Origin of the sequence: Photobacterium sp. S4TG1 (assembly GCF_036040035.1) — a bacterium.
Classification (GTDB): domain Bacteria; phylum Pseudomonadota; class Gammaproteobacteria; order Enterobacterales; family Vibrionaceae; genus Photobacterium.
In genome coordinates this window covers 1-25,318 of the sequence record NZ_JAYXUH010000018.1, presented here as the reverse complement: position 1 = coordinate 25,318, position 25,318 = coordinate 1, and the positions used below count along the sequence as shown (strand labels likewise).

Annotated in this window: 22 protein-coding genes; 14 read left to right on the top strand and 8 right to left on the bottom strand. The window is 38.2% G+C overall.

Translation table 11 applies throughout. From position 1 onward, the window contains the following. Nucleotides 1-30 precede the first annotated feature (30 nt). Nucleotides 31-771, bottom strand: coding sequence for an SDR family oxidoreductase (locus VXS03_RS16920; protein ID WP_327765062.1), 741 nt, complete (start codon nucleotides 769-771; stop codon nucleotides 31-33). A 692-nt stretch (nucleotides 772-1,463) separates the two neighbouring features. On the opposite strand from VXS03_RS16920, the gene VXS03_RS16915 reads away from it, so the two are divergent. The 7 genes from VXS03_RS16915 to sstT all read left to right on the top strand — a co-directional run bounded on the left by VXS03_RS16915 (nucleotide 1,464) and on the right by sstT (nucleotide 10,368). Next, entirely contained in the window at nucleotides 1,464-2,420 is a 957-nt protein-coding gene (locus tag VXS03_RS16915; protein WP_327765061.1) for an AAA family ATPase, read from the top strand. Further along, nucleotides 2,417-3,367 (top strand): DUF58 domain-containing protein, encoded by a 951-nt coding sequence (locus VXS03_RS16910; RefSeq protein ID WP_327765060.1) that lies wholly within the window; start codon nucleotides 2,417-2,419, stop codon nucleotides 3,365-3,367. Before VXS03_RS16915 ends, VXS03_RS16910 begins: the two co-directional genes overlap by 4 nt. Beyond that, nucleotides 3,367-3,891: a DUF4381 domain-containing protein gene (locus VXS03_RS16905; RefSeq protein WP_327765059.1), complete on the top strand. Its 525-nt coding sequence runs from the start codon at nucleotides 3,367-3,369 to the stop codon at nucleotides 3,889-3,891. Before VXS03_RS16910 ends, VXS03_RS16905 begins: the two co-directional genes overlap by 1 nt. Beyond that, nucleotides 3,884-4,849 carry a vWA domain-containing protein gene (locus VXS03_RS16900; protein WP_327765058.1) on the top strand — a complete coding sequence of 322 codons (966 nt, stop codon included), beginning with the start codon at nucleotides 3,884-3,886 and terminating at the stop codon, nucleotides 4,847-4,849. Before VXS03_RS16905 ends, VXS03_RS16900 begins: the two co-directional genes overlap by 8 nt. Then, nucleotides 4,842-7,028 (top strand): VWA domain-containing protein, encoded by a 2,187-nt coding sequence (locus tag VXS03_RS16895; RefSeq protein ID WP_327765057.1) that lies wholly within the window; start codon nucleotides 4,842-4,844, stop codon nucleotides 7,026-7,028. The genes VXS03_RS16900 and VXS03_RS16895 overlap by 8 nt, the downstream gene beginning before the upstream one ends. A 14-nt stretch (nucleotides 7,029-7,042) precedes the next feature. Then, on the top strand, nucleotides 7,043-8,713 hold the full coding sequence (locus tag VXS03_RS16890; RefSeq protein ID WP_327765056.1) for a BatD family protein: 1,671 nt from the start codon (nucleotides 7,043-7,045) through the stop codon (nucleotides 8,711-8,713). Between the two features lie 413 nt (nucleotides 8,714-9,126). Beyond that, entirely contained in the window at nucleotides 9,127-10,368 is a 1,242-nt protein-coding gene (sstT, locus tag VXS03_RS16885) for a serine/threonine transporter SstT (RefSeq protein WP_327765055.1), read from the top strand. Nucleotides 10,369-10,460: 92 nt separating this feature from the next. On the opposite strand, the gene VXS03_RS16880 is transcribed toward sstT, so the two are convergent. Beyond that, a complete protein-coding gene (locus VXS03_RS16880; RefSeq protein ID WP_327765054.1) occupies nucleotides 10,461-10,778 on the bottom strand; it encodes a hypothetical protein in 318 nt (105 codons plus the stop codon). Nucleotides 10,779-11,074: 296 nt separating this feature from the next. Between VXS03_RS16880 and VXS03_RS16875 the strand changes: the two genes are divergently transcribed. Both VXS03_RS16875 and VXS03_RS16870 read left to right on the top strand, forming a co-directional pair. Further along, nucleotides 11,075-11,398: a hypothetical protein gene (locus VXS03_RS16875; protein ID WP_080155610.1), complete on the top strand. Its 324-nt coding sequence runs from the start codon at nucleotides 11,075-11,077 to the stop codon at nucleotides 11,396-11,398. Between the two features lie 26 nt (nucleotides 11,399-11,424). Then, a complete protein-coding gene (locus VXS03_RS16870; protein ID WP_327765053.1) occupies nucleotides 11,425-12,597 on the top strand; it encodes a cation:proton antiporter in 1,173 nt (390 codons plus the stop codon). Nucleotides 12,598-12,701: 104 nt separating this feature from the next. On the opposite strand, the gene VXS03_RS16865 is transcribed toward VXS03_RS16870, so the two are convergent. Both VXS03_RS16865 and VXS03_RS16860 read right to left on the bottom strand, forming a co-directional pair. Further along, nucleotides 12,702-13,925: an HlyD family secretion protein gene (locus VXS03_RS16865; RefSeq protein WP_327765052.1), complete on the bottom strand. Its 1,224-nt coding sequence runs from the start codon at nucleotides 13,923-13,925 to the stop codon at nucleotides 12,702-12,704. Between the two features lies 1 nt (nucleotide 13,926). Beyond that, nucleotides 13,927-14,265, bottom strand: coding sequence for an MFS transporter (locus VXS03_RS16860; RefSeq protein ID WP_327765051.1), 339 nt, complete (start codon nucleotides 14,263-14,265; stop codon nucleotides 13,927-13,929). Between the two features lie 211 nt (nucleotides 14,266-14,476). Between VXS03_RS16860 and VXS03_RS16855 the strand changes: the two genes are divergently transcribed. Beyond that, entirely contained in the window at nucleotides 14,477-15,490 is a 1,014-nt protein-coding gene (locus VXS03_RS16855; RefSeq protein ID WP_327765050.1) for an AraC family transcriptional regulator, read from the top strand. 132 nt (nucleotides 15,491-15,622) lie between these two features. On the opposite strand, the gene VXS03_RS16850 is transcribed toward VXS03_RS16855, so the two are convergent. Continuing rightward, nucleotides 15,623-15,949, bottom strand: a complete 327-nt coding sequence (locus VXS03_RS16850) for a hypothetical protein (protein ID WP_327765049.1) — start codon at nucleotides 15,947-15,949, stop codon at nucleotides 15,623-15,625. Nucleotides 15,950-16,343: 394 nt separating this feature from the next. Here VXS03_RS16850 and VXS03_RS16845 point away from each other — a divergent pair, with 394 nt between their 5' ends. From VXS03_RS16845 to VXS03_RS16830, 4 genes are all read left to right on the top strand, one after another. Next, the gene (locus tag VXS03_RS16845) at nucleotides 16,344-17,387 is read left to right on the top strand and encodes a GMP reductase (protein WP_080155604.1); all 1,044 of its coding nucleotides are present in this window, start codon (nucleotides 16,344-16,346) and stop codon (nucleotides 17,385-17,387) included. Between the two features lie 149 nt (nucleotides 17,388-17,536). Then, a complete protein-coding gene (locus VXS03_RS16840) occupies nucleotides 17,537-18,223 on the top strand; it encodes a TnsA endonuclease N-terminal domain-containing protein (protein WP_327765048.1) in 687 nt (228 codons plus the stop codon). Next, nucleotides 18,216-20,027: a Mu transposase C-terminal domain-containing protein gene (locus tag VXS03_RS16835; protein ID WP_327765047.1), complete on the top strand. Its 1,812-nt coding sequence runs from the start codon at nucleotides 18,216-18,218 to the stop codon at nucleotides 20,025-20,027. Before VXS03_RS16840 ends, VXS03_RS16835 begins: the two co-directional genes overlap by 8 nt. Before the next feature lie 10 nt (nucleotides 20,028-20,037). Continuing rightward, nucleotides 20,038-21,024, top strand: coding sequence for a TniB family NTP-binding protein (locus tag VXS03_RS16830; protein ID WP_327765046.1), 987 nt, complete (start codon nucleotides 20,038-20,040; stop codon nucleotides 21,022-21,024). Nucleotides 21,025-21,189: 165 nt separating this feature from the next. On the opposite strand, the gene VXS03_RS16825 is transcribed toward VXS03_RS16830, so the two are convergent. From VXS03_RS16825 to VXS03_RS16815, 3 genes are all read right to left on the bottom strand, one after another. After that, nucleotides 21,190-21,825, bottom strand: a complete 636-nt coding sequence (locus VXS03_RS16825) for a hypothetical protein (protein ID WP_080155600.1) — start codon at nucleotides 21,823-21,825, stop codon at nucleotides 21,190-21,192. A 145-nt stretch (nucleotides 21,826-21,970) separates the two neighbouring features. Beyond that, nucleotides 21,971-22,999 carry a CHAT domain-containing protein gene (locus VXS03_RS16820; RefSeq protein WP_327765045.1) on the bottom strand — a complete coding sequence of 343 codons (1,029 nt, stop codon included), beginning with the start codon at nucleotides 22,997-22,999 and terminating at the stop codon, nucleotides 21,971-21,973. 820 nt (nucleotides 23,000-23,819) lie between these two features. Further along, a partial coding sequence (locus VXS03_RS16815; protein WP_327765044.1) for an ATP-dependent helicase occupies nucleotides 23,820-25,318 on the bottom strand: 1,499 nt, incomplete at its 5' end.

Genomic DNA, 25,318 nt, shown 5'->3' with positions numbered 1-25,318 from the left:
ATTATTTTGTCTTTGTTATAACAAGCACTATTAGTGCATGTATAAACCGCCATTTACTGATAATGTTTCACCAGTAATATATGCCGCTGCATCACTTGCTAAGAAGACAACCGCTGCCGCAACTTCTTGAGGTTGCGCTAAGCGTTTCATTGGAATTTCGGCTTTAATTGATTCAAGTACTTCAGGTTTAATTGCTTCAACCATTGCAGTGCCTGTATACCCAGGCGCAATCGCATTTACCGTAACACCAGCACGCGCACCTTCCGCTGCTAGTGCTTTAGTAAAACCAATCATGCCAGCTTTAGCCGCTGAGTAATTCGTTTGCCCAAATTGGCCTTTAAGGCCGTTCACTGATGTAATATTAATAATACGTGCGTTACCGTGTTGACACATAGAATCAAACAAAGGTTGAGTCACATTAAACAAGCTATTGAGATTAGTGTTAATCACATCATTCCATTGTTCAGCAGTCATACGCTTAAACATGGTATCTTTTGTGATACCCGCGTTATTAACTAAAACGTCAATATGACCTTCTTGCTCTAATAATGCAGAGAGTGATTCTTTACAAAAAGCTGTATCAGTTACATCTAGCGGCAACAATTTCACTGACTCATTTGAGTAATTATTTTCCTTTAACCACTCTTTAGCTGACTGCTCACTTTTAGGGTGATGAGTTGCTATAACACGAAAGCCAGCATCAACTAAGGCCTGAGTAATTGAAGATCCGATACCGCCTTTAGCGCCAGTCACTAATGCTACTTTTTTCATTTACAAGGCTCCTTCCTTTGCTCTTATCGTATTTATTTAAATGATTTTTTAAGCACATTCCCAATCACAAGTGGTTACATTTTATTCTCATTACCATAACAACAAAACCAATATAACACCTGTTAATTACAAACATATTGCATATGCCGAATATAACAACACAGATGCATATTCATAGCAAGCAAAGGAGTTAACATTTTTCACACCACTACGCCTAACAATTAACAAATCAATCAATACTAAGCGAAATAAATATTCTCGTTAACATTAGTCCCATTAATTAATCTCACAAAAAAATAACCATAAATAATTAATTATCAATTAGTTACATAAAAACACCAACAAAAGAAAATACATATTGTTAACTTAATGTTAAATTACTTTTCCGATGATAAAACAACTAATATCAAAGGCAGTCAAGTGGCCGTTTAAGAGAGTAACGGTTGCTATATTTTTATTATTCTCCAAAATGTTACAAAAAAGTCACAAAATCCCCATTCATAGACTACGGGTTAATTTTATAAATATTGAATAAAATATGATTAATAATGCTTTAGGTACGTTTAATACAATGTTTTTTATTATTTTTTGTTCATCAATAACCAAATTAAGTATGAACTTTATCCTTTTTTAGCAGTCCGAAAAAAATCTGTTTCATCATCAGTATTTTGAATACCAAAGGAAATATTTGTATGCTCGCAAGTACATTCAAACGTCTAAATGATTATCTACAAAGCCAAGTTATTGGTCAGCCAAATTTAGTAAAACAGCTTTTAATTGCATTACTGGCTGATGGACATATCCTGGTTGAAGGTCCTCCTGGACTAGCAAAAACTCGCGCAGTAAAAGTATTGTCGGATTGTATTGAAGGCGACTTCCATCGCATCCAATTCACGCCTGATTTGCTGCCTTCAGATTTAACAGGTACTGATATTTTTCGTCCTGAAACGGCTGAATTTACTTTTCAACCCGGTCCTATTTTCAATTCATTAGTACTTGCTGATGAAATTAACCGTGCGCCAGCTAAAGTACAGGCTGCAATGCTAGAAGCTATGGCTGAAAAGCAAATTACAGCGGGTCGTAAAACTTACCCTTTACCCGAATTATTTTTGGTAATGGCAACACAAAACCCAATTGAGCAAGAAGGGACTTATCCCCTACCAGAAGCACAATTAGACCGCTTTTTATTACAACTAAATGTTGATTATCCAAATGCAGAAAGTGAACTTGAAATTCTTCGCCTTAATCGTGGCGAGGCATTGGGGATAGAAAAAACACAACCGGTTCGAATTAGCCAAAATGATATTTTTGCTGCACGAAAAGAAATCTTAAATATTCATATGGCTGATGATGTTGAGCATTATATTATTCGTTTGGTGATGGCGACACGTGAACCCCATCGTTTTAGTGAACAACTACAGGCATGGCTACAAATGGGGGTCAGTCCACGTGCAACATTAGCCCTTGATCGCTGTGCGCGTGCTCATGCTTGGCTTTGTGGTCGTGATTTCGTCACACCAGAAGATGTTCAAACAATGGCTTATCCAGTATTACGCCATCGTTTACTACTAAGCTATGAAGCGCAAGCTGAAGGTATTGCCGCTGATCGTGTTGTTGATACTCTCATTTCTCAGGTTGCTAGCTTATGAAACCTACACACATCAACGTAGCGCTGCCACCTCATAGCGATGGCGTCAATGTGTGTCTAGCAGAACTACTGCAATATAAAAATCAAGCGGTAAGATGGCTGGCACCGGCTAAAAGTATTTGGTCACAACTTAATGGCCATCATCAAAGCCGTCATAAAGGGCGTGGTATGAACTTCTCAGAAGTACGCCCTTACCAAGCTGGTGATGATATTCGGTCTATCGACTGGCGTGTAACTGCGCGTACAGGAAAAACACACACTAAGTTATTTACTGAAGAGCGTGAGCAGCCGATTATGCTGTTTATAGACCTCAGTAATAGCATGCAATTTGGTTCACAGTTGCTATTAAAATCAGTACAAGCAGCACATTTTGCTAGTCTATTAAGCTGGCTTGCTATCGATGAACAAGATCGAATTGGCGCTATTATTTATAATGGAATTAGCACCATAGAATGTAAACCTACAGCACGTCAACGTGGGCCTTTACAGATTATTAACGCATTAATTTCAGCCCAACATGATGCCCTACAAGCAGGAAACAACGCCAATCATGATGGCTTTTCAACTGCACTCAAACGGTTACATTATTTATGCCCTAAAGGCAGTGAAATTATTGTTATCAGTGACTTTTACACCTTAAAAACCACGGACAAACGCCGCTTAAGTCAACTTCGCCAACATAACCGTATTCAATTTGTCCAAATTCATGATCCGCTTGAACAAGGACAAACACAATTCCGTGGTTATGAACATGTGACTGATAATCAACAATCAGCATGGCTAGATTTCTCAGCAAAAAAAACGCGAGATTCACTCAGCCAACAATATCAAGTCCATCAGCATTTTATTCATGAAATGGCGACCTCTCTTGCCATACCTTTACATACTCTCTCAGCGGCACAACCGCTATTGCAGCAGCTTGGTGCGCATTCTCAAGGAATAAGGTAATGACACAACTTACCCCCCCAGCCTTACCATTGGCAGATATTCATCTTCACGCCGAGCCAAGCTTTTGGCCGCTGGCTTGGGGATGGTGGGCTGTAATTATTATCAGCCTTGTGCTTATTAGTTGCCTCGGTTATCGACTTCGCTACCGCAATCATCATCTGGCGGCAAAAAAAGAAGCGCTTACCATGCTAAAAGCGTATCAGTTTGAGGATGGTGTTACTGTCATTAATACATTGTTGAAACAAGCTGCATTAAGCTATTTTCCTCGTGCAGTTATTGCCCCTTTAACGGGAGAACAATGGTTATGTTTTCTTGATCAACAATTATCACCCAAATACCGTGGTTTTGTTGACCAACAACAGCTATGGCAACAAGGACTATTCTCTTCCAAGCCTCTCACTGAACAACAATTTAACGACTGTCAGCAGCAGGCATTATTGTGGTTACAACATGCCTTACCCGTAAAACCCAATGATCATAGCAACACCTCGACGATGATCACTAAGGAGTCATCTAATGTTTGAATTTGTATGGCTATGGGCATGGGCCTTATTGCCATTAGCATGGTTAGTTTATCGATTCAGTAAGCCTGTAGCACAACCGGCAGCTATTCATTTACCTCAGCTACCGCAAGACGTTGGCCAAAAACAACCGAGTTCTATTATTCGAAAAATATTAATGACCTTAGTATGGGTGAGCCTTGTATGCGCGATAGCTCGGCCGGTATGGTATGGCGACCCAATAGAAATCAAACCGGAACATCGAGATATGTTATTAGCTGTCGATCTTTCTGGATCAATGGCGATCCCTGACATGGTAACAAAAGACGGTCAGAATATTGATCGACTTACCGCTGTCAAACATGTGCTGGCTGATTTTATTGCGAAACGAAAAGGTGATCGCATCGGATTAGTCGTTTTTGCTGATCATGGCTATTTACAAACACCGTTAACCTTTGACCGCAAAACTGTTGAACAACAACTCAATCGTACTGTTTTGGGCTTAATCGGCCAAAGTACTGCAATTGGTGAAGGGTTAGGGGTTGCAACAAAAACCTTTATCGACAGCAAAGCACCACAACGAGTCATTATTTTACTCAGTGATGGCGGTAATACCTCAGGCGTTATTGACCCGATTGAAGCTGCAAAACTAGCACAAGAGAGCCACGTCAAGATTTATACCGTCGGTGTTGGCGCTGACAAAATGATTCAAAAAGGCTTCTTTGGTGATAGAGTTGTCAACCCATCATCTGATCTCGATGAGAAAACATTAAGTAAGATTGCCTCTATGACTGGCGGTGAATACTTCAGAGCTCGAAATCCGCAACAACTCGCGAAAATTTACGACGTTATTAATAAACTGCAACCCGTTAATAATGCTCAACAAACTTGGCGACCACGAGATGAATTATTCCGTTATCCATTAGCGTTAGCATTGCTTTTATCCGTTATTATCGCTTTCATGAGGAAACGTCATGGCTGATTTTACCTTTCTGCATCCATTGTGGTTTGCAGCATTAGTTCCTTTGATCATTGTTCTGCCATGGCTAAAAGGCAAAGCACAGCATTCAGGCTTAATTGCTTCCCACCTCGCGCAAAAATTGGGTTTAACGCAACAACAGCCAAAAACATGGCCGATTGCTTTATTAGCATTAGGCTGGCTGATTGCTGTTGTTGCCATGGCTGGCCCAAGCTGGCAAAAAGTAAAACTGCCTGCCTATAACCTCAGTGGAGCCCGAGTGCTAGTGATGAATATGTCACAGTCAATGTATGCCACTGATATAAAACCCAATCGGCTAACACAAGAAAGGTTTAAAGCCTTAGATATGTTACCAAGCTGGAAAGAAGGCAGCACTGGATTGGTCGCTTTTGCGGGTGATGGCTATGAAGTCAGCCCTCTTACTACCGATAGCAGTACGTTACGTAATTTAATTCCAAGCTTGTCACCTCGCGTTATGCCTATTGCGGGAAATAACGCTGCCACAGGTATTGCTGAAGCGATCAGACTACTGAAACAAGCAGGTCATAACACTGGTGATATTATTTTAATGACCGATGGAATGACAAAGGCTGTCGCTAAACAGGCACTAGCCGATCTCAAAGGTACTCATTATCGCGTTTCTATTCTGGCAATGGGAACCGTTGCAGGTGCTCCAATTCAACTTCCTGATGGCAGTTTATTATCAGAAAATGGCACACCGGTGATCAGTAAAATTGATATCAATACACTGATGTCAATTACTGACAGCACTGGAGGCATATTACAAATGGCACAAACAACCGATAACGATGTTAATGCTATTGCTAACTTCACCGCAAAACCATTAGATAATGGTAAAAAAGGCCATGAAAAAGAGCTGCAAGAACGTCTAAATGGCGGTTTCTGGCTAATTATTCCATTACTCTTATTGGCGCTATTAGGTTTTCGTCGCGGTATTGTTTTAGCTGCAATATTTATTTTAATACCTATAGATCACGCACAAGCAAGCCCATGGACAAACACTAACCGTCAAGCATATGAAACATTTACTGATGGTAACTATAAACAAGCAGCTCAAGATTTCACATCGCCACAATGGAAAGGCATTGCTGAATATAAAGCCAAGCAGTATGAACAAGCAATAGAGACATTAAAGCCGTTACAAGATCCAACCTCACAATATAATCTTGGTAATGCTTATGCCCAAAAAGGTGATTATAAACAAGCAGCAGCAACTTATGAAAAGCTGTTAAAACAACAACCTGACTTTGCTGATGCTAAAAAAAACCTAGCCATTGTTAAGCAAGCTGAAAAGCAGAAACAACAGCAAAAAAACAAGCAGCAACAGTCAGGGAAACAAGGTCAAAAAGGCAATAAAGACCAACAACAGCAACAAGGTCAGCAAGGCAATAAAGACCAACAGCAGCAACAAGGTCAGCAAGGCAATAAAGACCAACAACAGCAACAAGATCAGCAAGGCAATAAAGACCAACAACAGCAACAAGGTCAGCAAGGCAATAAAGACCAGCAGCAGCAACAAGGTCAGCAAGGCAATAAAGACCAACAGCAACAACAAGGTCAGCAAGGCAATAAAGACCAACAACAGCAACAAGGTCAGAAAGGCAATAAAGACCAACAGCAACAACAACAACAAGGTCAGCAAGGCAATAAAGACCAACAGCAACAACAAGGTCAGCAAGGTCAGCAAGGTCAGCAAGGTCAGCAAGGTCAGCAAGGTCAGCAAGGTCAGCAAGGTCAGCAAGGTAATAAAGACCAACAGCAACAACAAGGTCAGCAAAGTAATAAAGACCAACAGCAAAAATCAGCACAGCAAGAGAATCAAAGGCAACAACAGGCACAGGCAAACGAAAACAAACGTCAATCCATGAGTGAAGCAGAAAAGAAACAGCAAGCTGAACAAAATGCTAAACAAGCACTACACCAACAGGCTCAACAGAAAAATAAGCAACAAAAACAAGATGGTAAAGATCAGCAGCCAGCAGCGATAACGATGCAGCAAGGCAAAGCAGACGGTGCGCAGCAGCAAGTGCTTTCAGTTAGTAATCCTATATTGAAAAAACTTGAACAAGTACCCAATGATACAGCGGAGTTAATTCGAGCCCAATTAATGTTGCAAGCACAGCAAAGAGCCGAGCAGCAACAAAGTAATAAATCATGGTAATAGAGAAAATGAACATGTCACTAAATCAAATAAATTGGGCTAAAAAATGCCGCTCTCCATGGTTACTACTTTTAACCATGTTTGTAGCACTCTTACCCCTACAAGCAATGGCGGCGCAAGCAGAAGCGACAGTATCGAAAAATGTTGTTGCTGTTAATCAAGTATTTCAATTGACCGTATCAGTTGATACTGCGATCAACCCTAATAGTGTCGACTTTAGCGTATTAAGTCCTGACTTTGCTTATGGCCAACCCAGCGTCAGTAGCTCAACATCATTAATAAACGGCGCAATGTCACGTAATACTACTTGGACGCTAGCCCTAGCCGCGAAAAAAGTGGGAACTGCGACTATACCGGCCTTTAAAATTGGCAGCTCTCAAACAACACCAATTACGATTAGTGTTCTAAAAGGTAGCCAAAAAAATAATACCGCGGCATCAAATCAAACCAATGTGCGAGTGACAGCTGAAATCGACAAAAATACACTTTATGTTGGTGAAAGCATTAATTACCGCGTGAAGATTGTCATCGGTGAGCAACTTTCTCAGGCTTCATTGAGTGCACCGTCAGGTGATGGCTTAACGGTGTCACAAGTAGGTCAAGATGCTCAAAATAATATTGTTCAAAATGGCCGCCGTTATTTAGTCATCACTCGTAACTATCAGCTAACAGCAGAAAAAGCGGGCAAGATCATAATTCACGGTTCAAAGTTCAGTGGTGATGCTGTACGTGGCGCCAATGGTTTCAGCTCAGGCATTACTATCCCTGTGAGTGAAGATGCTCGAAATATTACTGTAGAGATAAAATCCAAACCAACTGATTACAAAGGTTTATGGTTACCTACTACCAATTTACAGCTGCAGCAGGCATGGCAACCACAGACATCTAATCACAATGATGTAACCACTAAAGTTGGCGAACCTATTACCCGTACTATTACTTTACGAATTAAAGATGTTGCTCAAAGTAATATGCCAAATATTAACCTTACCTATCCTGATACTGTACGAATTTATAACGAGAAACCTGAATATCGTGCTGAAAATGGCTACAGTATTATGACCTTAAAACAAGTTATTATTCCTCGTCAAACAGGAAAAGTAACACTACCTCCTCTCACAATTAATTGGTGGAATACAGTCACAGAGAAGCAACAGCGTAGTGAAATTAAAGGGTTAACTTTAAATGTCATCGCAGATCCGACAGCAAATAACCAATTTGTATCACCTACAACAATAACACCACCAGCAGCAATACCGTCAGTGGGCACCATAACTACAGCAGGAATATGGCCATGGACAACACTGATCTTTGCCCTACTATGGTTAGTGACTTTAGTGTTATTCGTTAAAAAACGCCAGCAAGCAGTTATTACAACATCGGTAGCAGCAACAAAAACAACAGATGTAATATCGATGCTGGAAGCTGCCATTAACACCAATGAACCAATTAAAGTACAAACTTATTATCAACAATGGCGTCAACAGCAACACGCAACATTAATGGCTCAACCACAGCTATTACAACAACTTGATAATGAAGTACAAGCAATGATGGCTGCTCATTATTCAGTATCAAATAACAGCTGGAATAAACAAACATTGCTAGCGTTATTAAACCAAGCAAAGCAACTTACAGTAACAAAACATACGTCTATGACCTTATCTAGCCTAGACCCTAAATAAGCGCCATTTAAAAATGATGAGGCTATCTTTATAGCCGCCCTAAAACGCCGAATTTTAATTACCACAGAAATGGAAATAATTAATTTTAGGCGTTTTACTTTATGTAACCAAATGTAAAACAACACAACATTAGCAGCCACCTTCATTAAAAATACATTTAACAATCAACCTACAATTAACTATCTCTCTTTAATTCATATTTTTTATTTACGTGACACATGCCAATAAAAACACTCATATTGCTACTAAATTGTGACATGGGCGTAATAATAATTGTTAAAAAAGAGCAATAACTATGCTTATTAAAAGAAGGCTGGCTATTTTAAACAGATCCTGTTAAAAAATGTTTCTGTTACAAAATATAAAACTTAAACACAACAATGAACACAACAATAAAAAATGCAGGATAAACTATGAGTCAATCACAACCCTTTCTTGCCAGAGTCGCTAATGGCAGTTTAGTAATACAAATATTAATAGGGATTATCGCCGGTGTTGCTTTAGCCGTCTTTTCTCCATCATCAGCAGCAAGCGTAAGCTTTTTAGGTGGGCTATTTGTTGCCGCATTAAAAGCTGTCGCACCAATCTTAGTGTTTATTTTGGTCGCCTCATCGATTGCGAATCAAAAAAAAGGCACTCACACCAATATGAAGCCAATAATTTTTCTTTATTTATTAGGAACATTATTAGCCGCTTTTACCGCTGTAGCAATGAGCTTTCTTTTTCCTACCACTTTGACGCTTGTTACTAACACGACCTCTATTGCACCTCCTGAAGGTATTGCAGAAGTTATTAACTCACTATTTTTTAAAATCGTGGATAACCCAATCAATGCATTAATGACAGGTAACTTTATTGGTATTTTGGCATGGGCGATTGCATTAGGCTTTTCATTACATCAAGCCAGTGATGCGACTAAGCAGGTTTTTCAAGATATGTCTGATGGCGTAACATTAATTGTGCGCTTTATTATTCGTCTTGCTCCTATTGGTATTTTTGGCCTTGTCGCGCATACCTTTGCTCAAACAGGCTTTAATGCGCTATTAGGCTATGCTCATCTACTTGCGGTATTGCTTGGTTCAATGGTCATTATTGCATTAGTTGTTAACCCGCTTATTGTGTTTGTAAAAACCAAAACCAACCCCTACCCTCTGGTATTTCGTTGTTTACGTGAAAGTGGTATTACTGCCTTCTTCACTCGTAGTTCAGCGGCAAACATTCCAGTTAATATGAAATTATGTAAGGATCTGGATCTGCACGAAGACACTTATTCAGTTTCTATTCCTTTAGGTGCAACCATTAATATGGGTGGTGCAGCCATTACTATCACCGTATTAACGTTAGCAGCAGTGCATACGTTAGGTATTGAAGTGGATCTTGCAACAGCAGTATTACTGAGTGTCGTTGCAGCAGTATCAGCATGTGGAGCATCAGGTGTTGCGGGCGGCTCATTATTATTGATTCCACTTGCGGCTAGTTTATTTGGTATTCCAAATGAAGTTGCGATGCAAGTTGTTGCTGTGGGCTTCATTATCGGTGTAATTCAAGACTCAGCAGAAACAGCACTTAATAGTTCAACAGATGTGGTCTTTACTGCAGCTGCATGTTTAGCCGCAGAGCGTAAACAAGCAAAAGTACTCCTACAAAAATCATAAGTACATTGCTAACAATATAAAAACACAACACTAAAAATGCGGCTATCATACACATGATAGCCGCATTATTTTATTCATCATCTTCGTTGTAATTAGTAGATATTAGTCGCTTTACGAATAGCATTATTTGAGCGATGAATTAAACCATTAACCGCCCTTCTTTTTTTCTTTTTTACCGCTCGGCCAACACTTTTTTCAGCATAGGTACCATCTTTAAGTTCTGTCATGGTTCGTTGCGTGTTGTCATATTTATTTTGTGTACGTCGAAGAGAGCGCTGAGTGCCATTAACGGTATTTTCAATATGAGATAGTTGGTTGTCTAGCTGCTTGATTACACTATCAGCATGCACCGAGGTTGATGTCGCTAATACTGCAACTAAAGGAATAAGTCTAAGTGTTCTTTGTACCATACCAGATTTCTCTCAATTGAAAATTCATTCTTCTTGCGCAAATCTTACCTACAAAAACACTGATTTAAGACTAAAATGTAATAATAAATTCCAAAAAGGCCGCCATTGTTACATTTTTATCCATAATCAAATCGTTATTCGAAAAAAATAAGCAAATATCGAAACTAAAATATTGATGAAAAGATCTAATGACGATGATTGAATTATTTAGTTGGTAAGTATGTGTATTCGCCCGATAAAATCGAATGATATAGACAAACGTTACCCCTATTAACATCAATAAAGAGGGCGTCGTCATGACAACTATCACGGCACATAATATGGGCTATATCATTGCTAAATCAGCCGTAACAAAAGCCAGCAAGCAACTCTCTGCTGCGGGTTATTTTACGGATATATACTGTATGGATCGTCGATTTAGATTAGTGATCGCAAATGACAAACAATTACCATATGAATATGCTATCCACTTTATTCCCAGTGTTGATGGTGATGAAACACACCTCGAAGTGTTTATCAAAAATGATCAGAAACGCTATTTTGTTGATGATTTTTCAGAGCCAGAACTGATTGAAGATATTATTAATCATTACCAACGTTACAATCGCTGCGAGTTCTAACGTTATAATAAAACTATAGGGGTCATATGCTTGAAAACCTAACCAGCATGATCACTGAGCTCTGTAGTATTATTATTATCACGGCTATTCTCAGTAGCCTTTTTCTCTATACTCGCCAACCTATTATTCTCGCTTACATCTTTACCGGTATTATCATCGGCCCTTATGGATTTCAGTTAGTCACCGATGCCACCAGCATTAGTCAAATGGGGCATCTTGGGGTTATCCTATTGTTGTTTATTTTAGGGTTGAATTTGCAACCTCTTCGCTTACTGCATTTATTTAAACAAAGTGCGGTGATCACACTGATCAGCTGTTTATTATTTTTTATTAGCGGCTTTTTATTTGCATTAATCATTAATCTTTCCGTGACGGATGCGCTAATTACAGCTGCGGCAATGATGTTTTCAAGTACCGTAATAGGCCTTAAACTGATTCCAACCACCACCCTTCACCATTTACGTATGGGTGAAGTGATGACCAGTATTTTGCTAATGCAAGATATTATCGCGATCAGTGTATTGTTATTATTTAATATCAACACCGAGCATAATATTTGTCTCAGCTTGGGTTTATTAGTTATCAAGCTGGTCGCTATCATTATTAGTGCTTATCTAGCGGTAAAATACATTATGTTGCCATTATTAAAGCGCTTTGATGTTATTCAGGAATATAGTTTTATCGCGACACTTGCATGGTGTTTTTTCTGGGCATTACTCTGCAATAGTATTGGTTTGTCTTACGAGACAGGGGCTTTTATCGCAGGTATTACTTTGGCTGTCAGTCCGGTATCACAAGCGATTGCCGTTCATCTGAAACCATTGCGTGAATTTTTTCTGATCTTATTTTTCTTTGCCATTGGCGCAAAAATCAACTTATGGGACAGTAATATTTATACCGTTTTGGGGGTCATTTTTGGTATTTGTCTGATCCGTATAAAAGCATGGGGATTTAAAATAGCACTAAGATTAGCCCATGAAGATCAAATTGAAAGTGTCGAGCTTCGAGCTCGTTTAAGCCAAGCCAGTGAGTTTTCACTCTTGTTAGTTTATGCCGCCATAGCGCAAGGTTTGCTATCAGATCAAGCTAAAACCTTTATCGAAACCGTTACTATTACCACCTTTGTCATTTCAACCTATTGGGTTGTACGCCGTTACCCAACGCCGATTTCCATGGTTAATAACCTGCGTCAAGATTAGCTTATTTACTCACATCTCATCATTTTATAAAAAAACCTGCCACGATATAAACCGTGGCAGGTGAACCAGTATACAACACTATTATTATAATAATTTACAACCGCTTACATTGACCAAACATAGAAAACTTGTGCTTTCATTCGAATGATAATGCCACGAATAACGTCTAGAAAACCAAGGAAACTAATGGGTTTTTCAGCGCTAACCCAAGCTAATCCAACAGATCCAACTGGAATATCATAACCATCTGTTTCATAAAGCTTTAAACGTACAAAATGGTGCTTATTAGCAATATTTGCGCCCGTCGTTTGACGAACATTGGTTTCACGTCCAATCAAATTACCTTGTGATTCCCCTGTCGCCTCAACAATGCCTTCAACTTCCGCCGCAAAGACTTTTCCAGGATAAACAGCGGAAGCAAATTCAGCCATCTGCCCTGGTTTTACATTTCGAATGGCTTGATGATTAACTCGCATTAATACATATTTTTCATCGGTATACATTTGAATACGCGGGACAGAGCCAACATATTGACCTTCACGCATAATGAAGTTGGTAACAAAACCGTCAGCAGGCGCATAAACCTTAGTATTGTCGAGATCCCACTGAGCTTTAGCGACATTTTCTTTCGCGGTGATCACATCAACATCACGGCTGTTAAAGGTTAATTCCGCTTTTTCTATTCCTAACTGCGCTTTTTTAACCGCAATATGAGCTTTTTCTATTTGTGAATCCAACATAATCTGTTGTGATTTAGCGACATCAACAGCGGTACGTTGCTCATCTAACATACTTGCGGTTACGGTATGTTTAACAACATTGTTTTGCTTTACATAACGGGCAAGCATCGTACTTTTTAAACGGTAATCTGCGGTTGCAGCTGATAACTGTTTTGTTGCGATATCAATATCTTTCACCGCCGCAGTCTTTGATGCTTGTGCCATTGCAATATCTTGTTGCGCCATATCACGAGCAACTTTTGCAGCATCAAGGTTCGCTTGCGCTTTATTGAGAGCAATCACATACGGTTCTGAGTCAAGTTCATACACTAACTGACCTTGAGTAACCTTACTGTTGGGTTCCACATAAATAGCTTTAACACGACCATTGATTGATGTGGATGCAGGACGCAACTGCACATGCGGCGATTGAACGAGTGAGCCGCCAGATAAATCCATTGGCGCATAAGTAATTAAACCAAACCATACAAAGACTAACCAACTGCCGCCACCAACATATGCAAAAGCTTGAGTGAATTTATTCCATGGCATGCCGACCAAACGTAATAAATAAATAAACAGCGCCCAAACAGCTAAACCTTCTAACATACTATTGCTCCTCTGTTTCAGTCGAGATAGCTGGCACTACTGGCAAACGATCACCATGCCAAATATCACGAAGACGACACAGCGCTTTTTCCCCATCAACAAATGCGATAATGACCGCCAACACCCATACCCAATGCCATACAAAACCTATCCATGTAAGGGCAGTGATTAAGCCTATTTGGTGATGCTCTTTCGTCGATGCTTTATGAATAGGTAATTCATGTATTTTCCAAAACCCAATCGCAACAGCAGCAATGGTTGCAATTAAGACCACGCCCGCAAACACACTTAATACGGTATCTACATTGGTATCAACAAAAGGCATACTCAATAAGCTCATTCACACTCTCCGGTTCAAAACTAAAATAGTTAACAAGCATCACTCATGCAGTGATGAATAGCCGTCATTATGGAGAGAGCTCACATTAACGATACAACTTAAGTCTATTTAAATCAAAAATAGCCAATAATTGATATAATTAGACTTATACTAACGATAATAATCCTACTTATTGCAGCAAAATGCCCATCAGCACCATAAGAAGAACATCATGATCAATATTGCCTTTATTCGAACCGCCTTTCTTAAACCATTAGAACTTGGCTTACAAAAACGTTATGGAATCAACTTGGCTGAATTAGGTATTCCTGCTCAATTGCTCAGAGAACCGATGTCTTTGATCCCTTTTAATGATTATTTACAGTGGTTAGAACGTATTGAAGCATTAACCAACGATTCGGCTTATATGATCAAAATTGCTACAGATATCACCTTTGAAAATATTGGGCCTATTGGTAATTGGTATGTGACTTGCCCAGATCTTGCATTAGCATTTCGACGGATCAACTATGGTGTATCATGTTTACAGGGAGGGGCGTCTTTTCATGGTCAACAATCAGGAAAAATTGTTAAGTGGGTATATTACAATAACTATGCACATGGACGTGCGGCGAGTTTTGACAGCTTAAAAATTGCGATTTTATTTACTCAAGTCACCCGTAACTACATGGGAGACGATTACGTTCCTTTAAAAGTAGAGCTTTCTGGTACTGAAATACTAGATCCTGCCATTCAACAATTTTTTGGGTGCCCGATCACATGGCAATCATCTGCAACAAAGGTTTGGTTAAATCTTTCAATGTTGGAGCATGGTAACCAGCGTCCTTTACCGATAACAAAACCCATTCTGGTTTCAAATTTACAATTGGATGATTTACTCAATATGCCCCAACCGTTAGATCTTGCTAAGGTCATGTTTGAAATCATCAACTATTCACGTTATTACGGCTTTCCTACGCTGGATTTTGTTGCTGAAAAGGTGGGATTATCACGCCAACAATTACAACGTCGCTTACATGATAACGGCTGGACATTTACCAGTATGACAAATTATATTTTATGTAATATCGCCATAAAATATATGCTCTCAGGCATGAGTATCGACATGATAGCAACTGTACTTGGTTACAGTAATGTCCAAAGTTTTAGCAAAGCATTTAAACGTAATCGTGGTTTAACACCAGCACAATACCAACAAAAATTACTGGAACGTAGCTTAAACTAAATGGCGTATGTCTCAAAAAAACAGTCATAAAAAAACGCTAGATAACGGTTGTTATTTAGCGTTTTTCTATTGTCTATAACTTAAATCACACTACTACATGCGCCAATTTATTCGCACCAATAGTTTCGGTTGTTAGTCTATTTCTGTATCAACAAAATGTTCATTAATGGTCGACATTAATACAATCGGTCCCATCATGGTTACTTTCAATGGTGTGCCACTTAGGCCAAATTGTAAATCTGATAAGTCTGCTGTTGAATAATTATAACGACAATCAAACTTATCACTCGCAATATGCAGTAAATCAAAATCTTTACGGTGACATGAAATATGCGCACACCAATACATAGCATCAATGATCTCTTCTTGACGCATAGCACGGATCACAAAGCGCCAGCTCCCCTCTTCACCATAAAAATCAACGGGAAATTGATTTTTTTTCTTTCGTCTCTTAAACAACTCAACCCTTCCACAGCCCATTTAATGCTTTAAGTTATCCTAAAATTAAATCATAGCGGGTAAAAAAAGAGATACCAACTGCAATTTAATTTATTTTCAAACTCATCAATTACATAAATTATGCAGAGATTAACCAAGGATATAAATTAAAAGATGATAAAAAATAAGAGATTATTCATAAAAAAGGCGGGATTTTCTTCAATTTTTTCGCATTGAGATATATTTGTTTACATTTTAGGGGTTGTATTTAACAAATCTCTGCCTATAATGCTGAAAACCGGAGCGTCTGCCAACGCTCCGGTTTTTTTGCGCCCGCTCAACAGGAAAAAAAGTTACCTGCCAGTAACGATTTTAACGAGGGCTGCATTCTATTAATTTGTAAGGAATACAAATCATGCGTATCGAACAAGATCTAAAGTTAGGCTTTAAAGATGTTTTATTTCGTCCAAAACGTTCAACATTGAAAAGTCGCTCTCAAGTTGATTTAACCCGTGATTTTACATTCAAACATAGTGGCCGTCAATGGTCAGGCGTGCCAATTATTGCTGCTAATATGGATTCAGTAGGTAGCTTTGATATGGCTATCGCTTTAGCGCAACACAAAGTCATGACCGCGATTCACAAACATTACACTGTTGAGCAATGGGCTGAGTTCATCAGCGCTAACGATGCATCAGTATTAAATAACGTCATGGTATCAACCGGCACCTCTGAAGCTGATTTCCAAAAAACCAAAGACATCATGGCGTTAACCGATGACATTATCTTTATCTGTATTGATATTGCTAATGGTTATTCAGAGCACCTTGTAGAGTACGTTGAGCGTGTTCGCGCGCAGTTCCCTGATAAAGTAATCAGCGCAGGTAACGTCGTTACGGGTGATATGGTTGAAGAACTTATTCTTGCAGGTGCTGACATTGTTAAAGTCGGTATTGGCCCAGGTTCTGTATGTACTACGCGTGTTAAAACTGGCGTTGGTTACCCACAACTTTCAGCTATCATCGAATGTGCCGATGCCGCTCACGGCCTAGGTGGTCGTATTATCGGTGACGGCGGTTGTTCATGTGCGGGTGATGTTGCAAAAGCCTTTGGTGGCGGCGCTGATTTCGTAATGCTTGGCGGTATGCTTGCAGGTCACACTGAAAGCAACGGTGAAGTTATCGAGCAAGATGGCAAGCAATTCATGAAGTTCTACGGCATGTCGAGCCAGAGCGCAATGGACAAGCACTCAGGTGGCGTTGCAACATACCGCGCAGCTGAAGGTAAAACAGTATTATTGCCTTACCGTGGTTCTGTGAACTTTACTATTCAAGACATCATGGGCGGTGTGCGCTCAACTTGTACTTATGTTGGTGCAGCGCAGCTTAAAGAGCTAACAAAGCGTGCAACGTTCATCCGCGTACAAGAACAAGAAAATAACGTTTACGGTAAAGAATAAGCTTAATAATTTTCAGTAAATATGTTGATACAACCATAAGTTGATATTTACAACCATAAGCTGATATTTAATACAACCATAACTTGATATTGCCTCTTTTTAGACCATACTTATGTAAGTTTACTACATATGGTGAAAGAGGCAATTTTATGCAACCTTCTCCTGCAACGACATATCAAACAGACTCTCCTCTTGAGTTCGCATTTACTCAACCTGCTAGAAAGTTAACAAAATCTCGTGGAAAAAATATACATCGTTACGTTAGCATTAAAATGAATACTATCATTTCAGTTGAATCGACATTGGAATTCGATGCCTGTTTTCATTTTGATTTTAATAACAATATCTCTCGATTTTGCTCACAACCTATTAGATATAGTTATGTCATTGATGGAATTATTCGTACTTATGTTCCTGACTTTTTATGCGAATTTGATTGTGGTGAGATGGTTCTATACGAAGTTAAAGCACCAAATGCTGTTAATTCAAAACGTTTTACTAAAGAATTTGAGGCAAAAAGACAGTATGCGAGAAAACTTTTTGATGTAGATCTTGAATTGATTGAAGAACACGATATTAGACATATTCCTCTTCTTAAAAACTTAAAACACATGCACAGATATGCATCTCATTCTGAATTAACTTATGAGCAAACAACTATTCTTAAGTATTTGAATAAACATGGCTCAACAAAGCTAGAAACAATAATTGATCATTTTAGTAATAGTAAAAATATAATTCCGATGATTTATGATTTATTGTCTAAGTACTTGATAAATACTGATCTTAGAGTTCTTCTGAATAACCAAACTGAATTAAAGACAACTTATGTCTAGAACATCATTTTCTAGTTTTCATGGAACCCCAACATCTGATAGCGAAAATGCTTCCAGTAAGCTCACATTTATCGAAAATGATGATTTGCAAGATTTAACATCATTTAGCAAAAAAGCTCAAAATGAAGCTAAATTCAGATTAAGTATACTTCGAAATATATTGAATAAAAGTTCAGAAATAAACTTAGTTTTAATTGAACGCTTACGGGCTGATCTTCAACAACAAGAAGAGCGATCAATACCAAGTGCAATTACTATCTATCGATGGTGGCTAACTTATAAAAAATCAAATTTTAGTATTTTATCTTTAGTACCAAAGACTAAGCAAAAGGGAAATAGAAACACTAAGGTACCTAAAACAATATCAGTCTATATTGATCAAGCTGTTGAACAAGTAATTTCTGCCAATAAAATCAATGTTAGTACAGCTTTTAGGCGAGTCAGAAGAAAAGTAAGACAATATAATCTTACCCATAAAACAAAGCATACCTACCCTTCATATGAAGCCATAAGAAAGCGCGTAAAAAAAATCACCCCCTATGAAAAATTAGCTGCAAGCAAAGGAGATCGAATAGCAAAACGAGAATTCCGTCGTATAGGGAAAAAAATCCAAACTGAGTACTTACTAGAACGAGTAGAAGTTGATCATACATGGTTAGATTTATTTGCTGTTCATGAAGAACATCGAGTACCTATAGGTCGTCCTTATTTAACTCAACTAGTAGATTGTCATAGCAAATCAGTAATTGGTTTCTACCTTGGCTTTGAACCTCCAAGTTACATGTCTGTTGCCTTAGCATTAAAAAATGCAATCAAACGCAAAGATAATCTATTACAAAACTATCCATCAATTCAAAATGAATGGTTATGTTATGGAATCCCTGACCTACTTGTTACGGATAATGGTAAAGAGTTTTTGTCTAAAGACTTTACTCTTGCTTGTGACAGTTTACTTATAAACATTCATCAAAACAGAGTAGAAACACCTGATAATAAACCGCATACAGAACGGCAGTATGGAACCACTAACACTGAATTACTTAATGATCTTCCTGGTAAAACATTTAGTAATTACTTACAAAGAGAGGGCTACAATTCCAGCGACGAAGCCTCGTTAACATTAAGTGAAATCAAACAAATATACCTTACATGGCTTGTTGATATTTTCCATCCTAGACCAAATTCAAGAGGGACAAATTGCCCAAATAGAGTATGGAAACACGCTGAAAAAAACTGGCCTCCGAATGAATTTCTTGGTACCGACGAAGAACTTGATTTCTATTTTACTAAGTTAGATAAACGAATGTTAAGAAAAGAAGGGATTGGACTAGCAACAGAGCTTTTTTATAGCAGTGAACGATTAGCAGAATACCGAGGTAAGAAAGGTAATCATAAAGTTACGATAAAATATAACCGCGAAAATATGGGCTTCATATGGGTTCTTGATGAAGATACAGAATCTTATTTCAAAGTCCCTGCTATTGATTATGAATATGCGAGTACAGTAACTTTATGGATGCATAAAAAAAACCTAAAAATAAAACAAGAACTCAATATTACCGAACATAACTTAGACTCTGAAATTGATGCTGAATTAAGAATTGATGAAATTGTTGATCAATCTATTCAAAAGAAAAAAACAACAATAACAAATAAACGTCGTGCTGCTCGATATCAAGAAAACGAACAAATGGCTGCTAATGCTCGACAACCTAAAGAAAAAAAATCTGCTAATAATCAAAAGACATCAACTAAAAATATTGAAAAAGAAGATAGTAGTGGATGGGATATTGATTATGTATAGGATCTAAATTATGGATGACAACATTACAAGAATTGCCAAAGCAAAAAAAGCGTTTATATCTACGCCTGATGTAGCTGCTATCATAAACAATATCGATAGATGCAGAAGGCTCTCTAAATTTGGAGCCGAACCATCGTGTATGATGGTATATGGCGCATCTGGCGTTGGCAAAACCTCAATTATAAGAAAATACCTAAAAGCGAATAATAAAGACTCAACAGCACGACAAGATATTGTCCCTGTTGTCTATATCGAATTACCAGAGAATGCAAAACCTGTAGATGCCGCTCGTGAACTCCTGCTCTACCTTGAAGATCCCTTAGCTCTTTATGAATCAGACTTAGCTATTTTAACAAAACGAATAGTAGATTTAGTACCAACAATGAAAATAGAGCTTATTATCATTGATGAATTTCAACACTTAGTAGAAAAATCTTCAAATAGAATACTCTCAAGAGTTGGTGACTGGCTAAAGATGTTAATAAATAAGACAAAATGCCCTGTCATTCTTTTTGGTATGCCCTATTCAAAAGTAGTTTTGGCAGCAAACACTCAGCTGAGAAGTCGCTTTTCGATACAGTTTGAATTAAAACCATTTAGTTATATCAATAATTATGGCATTTATGCTGGTTTTCTCAGACGTTTAGATGAAGCCTTACCTTTTGATCAATTATCAAACCTTGCATCAGAACCTATAGCAAAAAAAATCTATGCATTTTCGCAAGGAAATATGCGTTCACTTCGAAATTTAGTCTTTCATGCTGCGGTAAATGCAATTGAAAACGACAATAACTGCATCAGTAAAAACGACTGGGAATTTGCCTCTAATTTGACATCAGGTAATAAGCTCTCAACATGGAAAAACCCTTTTGTTCAAGGCGTCAAGATCACAGATAGAATGTTGCAAGACCAACCTAATGACTTAGGTTGGGAAGATTATATGCGCAACAATAGAGGAAAAAGAAAACCTTTCGATGAGAGTAAGATCTTTAGCTAATTTTTGGACAAAAACTGCTTAGATTAATTGCTCCTTTTCGGCTGGTAGATATTAGGAAAAGTAAGGGTTTGACATTACTCTTGATGATATTTACTTATATAAGGTAGCTTGGGCTTGTCCAACACTTCGGATAGGTGTCGGCTGCGCGATACATATCCTTATTTGTTAGTACTCAAACCCTAACTCTTTACGCATTGTCTTAATTATCAAATTTCTAGTTTCAACCAAAGAAGTCCCTAACTCATTCATCATTATTTTACTTGGGGTTTCAAAATTGAATTGACCAGTGATGAACGATTCGGGGGTAAGAGACTGACGAATTTCCTCAAGCATCTGAGGCTGCAGGCTCATCATTGCCTGGTACGTCCCTTCAAAATCATCCAACAGTACGGCAAGTTTATTGCTACACACGATTCTAAGACTAACTAGCTCATTTGTAGCTTTCATAAATCCATCATTAATGTCCTTGGTGAAAGCATTTAGCGTTTGTTGATATTCAACTACAGCTTCAGGGGAAGATTGAGCTTCATAGAGCTTACGTGAAGCGTTGGGCAACGTTTCAGTTAAATATTTATCATAGTCCTGCCCTGCTAACCTCGCAGCTTCTTCCATTTTCTTAAAATACCCCTGATACTCTTCTTTTCTAGTATCAAAGAGTTTCTCCTCTCGTTCTCGTTTTACCTTGTATTTATGCAGTAAAAACGGGAAAAGACCTGACGAAAACAAAACCATAAATGCTGGAATTATATATTTGGGTTCGATCCACACTGATGCGGTTGAACATGCTACCTCTATAGCCAATTTTTACTCCTGAGTACTAACGCCTCGTTAAGTGGTGAGCAACGCAATACCGAAGCTCCCGCATACCACCTTAAACACTAAAACCTAACGATGGAATGAGAAATGCCAAACGTTGGGAGCACTCTTAAACAGATTTTTAGCCAACTTACTCTGCAACAATACAAATTTCCGAAGCATCACAGCCTGATTTGACGAACAAAGCAGGTGTATTTTCCTCAGGAATTCCCTCTAGTATTAATGCAGCTTTAGCTTGATTAAACGATTTTTCAACCGATAAGCCAAAACCTAAAGAAGAATAAAATTGTGCCGAAAAAATTTGTGCAGCATTATCAGTGATTGAAGTATTCATTCCAATCGCACATTCGATATATTCAGTGACATTGCTAGCTTGGTTCTTAGAGTGGCAAGTGTTGAAAAATACCAACCTTAGATCTTCATTAGCAACACTCATTGCTTGAACTATTGATCTCATAGAAACTAGTTTTGTATTTGAATTGTTATCCATAAGCACGAGTTCATTATCGGAGCTACCATGCCCACTAAAATGAACAATTGTTGGTTGATATTCATTAATATACTGAAGTATATCCCCAGGCCTTACTGCCCAGCAGGATTCAAGTTTGACCGCATCACGGTGACGTGATTTAGTAATCATTTCTTTAATAGATCTCACTTCTTCATCTAAACTCAACTGCCCCTGATCTCTTGGGTTTGAAGCAAGAAATAGTACAGTGATCTCTTCAGGAAGTTCATTGAGTGAGTTAATAGCATCTGAATGTTCAGTTAGAGTTCTGTTTACAGCACTAAAGGCCTTTGCTTGATCAAGTTGAAATTTAACCTGTTGTTGCTGTAGTTTTTTCGCTTCCTTTATTTCTTCATTACCCAACTTACGTTGTTCTGCTTGAAGTTCCTTATTTTTCTTAGCAATTTTCGTTTCAAATTCTGCTGTTTTCTTTTCAATTCTTGATATATCTTCTTGATTTCTGTGAATTTCCTTTAAACGACTATTGATCGTCGTTACTGATTTAGAAGAATTCATCTGACGCGTAGCTGTTTGGATTTTATTATTAAAACCAGTAATTTTCGTGTACTCTTTTGCTTTTTGCTCAGTTAAACGAGCAATTTCATCTTGTTTTCGAGCAACATTTCTTCTATACGAATCAATCAATGCCATATATGTGCCTTATTAAATTATTTTTAATGGACGAGCTAGCAGCTTATTAGTAGGCATTCTTACTTTCACGCAAAATAATGCCACTAAAGTTCAGCAATAATAATCAATTTAATTCATAAATATCATGAGCTTGGTTGCATTATTTTATTTCTAAGTATTTATTGAAAACATTCAGAGTAAGAAATGTATTAAGTAAGACTGATTTGCATAAAAATAAGTCAACAAAACTAATCTAAAATCACGTTAATGATATATGAATGAGTAAAAGATCTAACTCATAATGGGGCAGATTTGAGCTAGCAAAAATAGCTAGCTCGTTGTTGGACAAAAGTGTGTCAATTACTTCACTAAGTAAGCTTTTAACGGATAATTTTTAATAAGACAAACTCGCTGAACAGATACGCTCGGTCGATTTACTAAATAAAAGAAAATGCGGTTTGATCAAAGCCCAGATAATGCATGGTCTGGGCGAAACTTATCCTTGATTGTAACTAGCGTTACTTGAAGTATGCGCATGCTGATATCAACATTACCACGGCTAAACAAAGAAATGCGTTCGACAACCCATTATGCCGCCATGCATTTACCCACTTATGTATTTCTTTGTCGTGAGTTCTGTAGTGAGTATTCTTCCAAGCAATACTGAAACTAAGAAAGGCCGCAATAACCAATAGCCAGCCTAATGTTCCTCCAGGAAGAACTACTGAGCGGATCAGTGCTCCCAAAATTGCTAGAAATGATATTCCCAAAATGACCAATACCAAGTCTGGAAGTTGCTTTAGCTGAAAGTTCTTAAATGGATTCATTACTAATCTTCCCTTTAGCTCATTCGACTAGCAAGTTCATCTAGAAATTTGCTTTGTCCGAAATACCTTCTGTCACCTCTACTAGTCAAAAAGAATTCAGATTTGTAAAAATGAACGTCATATTTTGCTCGCGTTAATGCAACGAAAAAAAGTCGCCTCCTTTCTTGCATCTCCCTATCATCTGGGTAGCACCACTGGTAAGTACCTTGATCCCACTTCAATTTAGGAAAAACACCATTATCTAGACCTATAGCAATAACAATATCGTATTCACAACCTTTGCATGAATGATAAGTGATCAAATTTAACTTGTTAGACTTCTCTCTGTTATTACCCAACACTGTAAGGCTTACATTCTGCAACACGCCTTCACTTGATAGTGCCTGAGTCATCTTTCCTACTTCTTTAAAATCATCTGACATGTGGGATGGAGACGCTGAAAAAGGAAAGCAAATACTAACTAGCTCGGTAACAAAGCTATAAGCAGGGCTTTCTTCCACATTGCCTCTTACTGTCCATAGATAGGATACAAAGCCTTGAACTAAAGCATCTATGTCATCAATGTCGCTTTTCACGAAACTAATCAATGTCGAGATTAACTCTGATAACAAGATTTTGTTTGATGTTGCTCGCCAGTCGTAACTAACCCATGAGGCACAGTCTTCAATAAAATTTGTAAGTGGATTCTTTCTGTAAGGAGCATTGTTGTCTGTACGGTTATAAACAATGCCTAACCGTGAGGCTTGAGCTGCAACAAGATCTCCTGTGTTTGCATCGGGATACAAAATCGCTATATCACTAAGTGCTCTATCCGACGTTTCAGAAGCGATAGTCAAAGCTTGCGTTAAAGCTTGTTCAATTTGTTGCTCAATACCATCTGGGCATAGATGACAAGTAATGCTTGCAACTCTATCTTGGTGATGGGCTATTACTCCCTTTGCTTGGCTAACAAACCCATCCGATAAGCTAACGATGTTTTGTGCCGATCTATAGTTAAGTTTCATCTCAACTTTTTCGAAATCATCACGTTCACTTAAATGATCAAGGAGTTCAGGGTGAGCTCCTGTAAATCCATATATAGACTGGTCTATATCTCCAACAGCGATAATTCGTATACCATGCTCGGCAAGAGCGATAACCATGTCATGCAAAGGCTTACCCAGATCCTGATACTCATCAATAACAATAACAGGGAATTTGGCTTTTAAAATATCTCGAATCCAGCAGTGTTCAAGAATAAGGCGCCTACTAACGAGTATTAAGTCATCAAAATCTACTAGACATCTTTCTCTTAAAAGCCTCTCATAGACCTCTATTAAATTTGCGCAATTGGAATCAGCCGTGCTAAATGTTGGCCCTCTTTCTAGGTGCGTCATACGATAGCTTGCCATGAAACTTTGGCTGTAATATCGAACTCTTTCCCCAACCAGTTCTTTAGCTAAGTTAAAGGCTTCATTTCTCTGATCTTCGGTAGCTACACTATAAGATGTAGGTAATGTTGAGTCAGTCAAAT

Coding starts and splice junctions, on each gene's coding strand:
- VXS03_RS16920 (WP_327765062.1), bottom strand. CDS start 771: ATGAAAAAAGTAGCATTAGTGACTGGCGCTAAAGGCGGTATCGGATCT.
- VXS03_RS16915 (WP_327765061.1), top strand. CDS start 1,464: ATGCTCGCAAGTACATTCAAACGTCTAAATGATTATCTACAAAGCCAA.
- VXS03_RS16910 (WP_327765060.1), top strand. CDS start 2,417: ATGAAACCTACACACATCAACGTAGCGCTGCCACCTCATAGCGATGGC.
- VXS03_RS16905 (WP_327765059.1), top strand. CDS start 3,367: ATGACACAACTTACCCCCCCAGCCTTACCATTGGCAGATATTCATCTT.
- VXS03_RS16900 (WP_327765058.1), top strand. CDS start 3,884: ATGTTTGAATTTGTATGGCTATGGGCATGGGCCTTATTGCCATTAGCA.
- VXS03_RS16895 (WP_327765057.1), top strand. CDS start 4,842: ATGGCTGATTTTACCTTTCTGCATCCATTGTGGTTTGCAGCATTAGTT.
- VXS03_RS16890 (WP_327765056.1), top strand. CDS start 7,043: ATGTCACTAAATCAAATAAATTGGGCTAAAAAATGCCGCTCTCCATGG.
- sstT (WP_327765055.1), top strand. CDS start 9,127: ATGAGTCAATCACAACCCTTTCTTGCCAGAGTCGCTAATGGCAGTTTA.
- VXS03_RS16880 (WP_327765054.1), bottom strand. CDS start 10,778: ATGGTACAAAGAACACTTAGACTTATTCCTTTAGTTGCAGTATTAGCG.
- VXS03_RS16875 (WP_080155610.1), top strand. CDS start 11,075: ATGACAACTATCACGGCACATAATATGGGCTATATCATTGCTAAATCA.
- VXS03_RS16870 (WP_327765053.1), top strand. CDS start 11,425: ATGCTTGAAAACCTAACCAGCATGATCACTGAGCTCTGTAGTATTATT.
- VXS03_RS16865 (WP_327765052.1), bottom strand. CDS start 13,925: ATGTTAGAAGGTTTAGCTGTTTGGGCGCTGTTTATTTATTTATTACGT.
- VXS03_RS16860 (WP_327765051.1), bottom strand. CDS start 14,265: ATGAGCTTATTGAGTATGCCTTTTGTTGATACCAATGTAGATACCGTA.
- VXS03_RS16855 (WP_327765050.1), top strand. CDS start 14,477: ATGATCAATATTGCCTTTATTCGAACCGCCTTTCTTAAACCATTAGAA.
- VXS03_RS16845 (WP_080155604.1), top strand. CDS start 16,344: ATGCGTATCGAACAAGATCTAAAGTTAGGCTTTAAAGATGTTTTATTT.
- VXS03_RS16840 (WP_327765048.1), top strand. CDS start 17,537: ATGCAACCTTCTCCTGCAACGACATATCAAACAGACTCTCCTCTTGAG.
- VXS03_RS16835 (WP_327765047.1), top strand. CDS start 18,216: ATGTCTAGAACATCATTTTCTAGTTTTCATGGAACCCCAACATCTGAT.
- VXS03_RS16830 (WP_327765046.1), top strand. CDS start 20,038: ATGGATGACAACATTACAAGAATTGCCAAAGCAAAAAAAGCGTTTATA.
- VXS03_RS16820 (WP_327765045.1), bottom strand. CDS start 22,999: ATGGCATTGATTGATTCGTATAGAAGAAATGTTGCTCGAAAACAAGAT.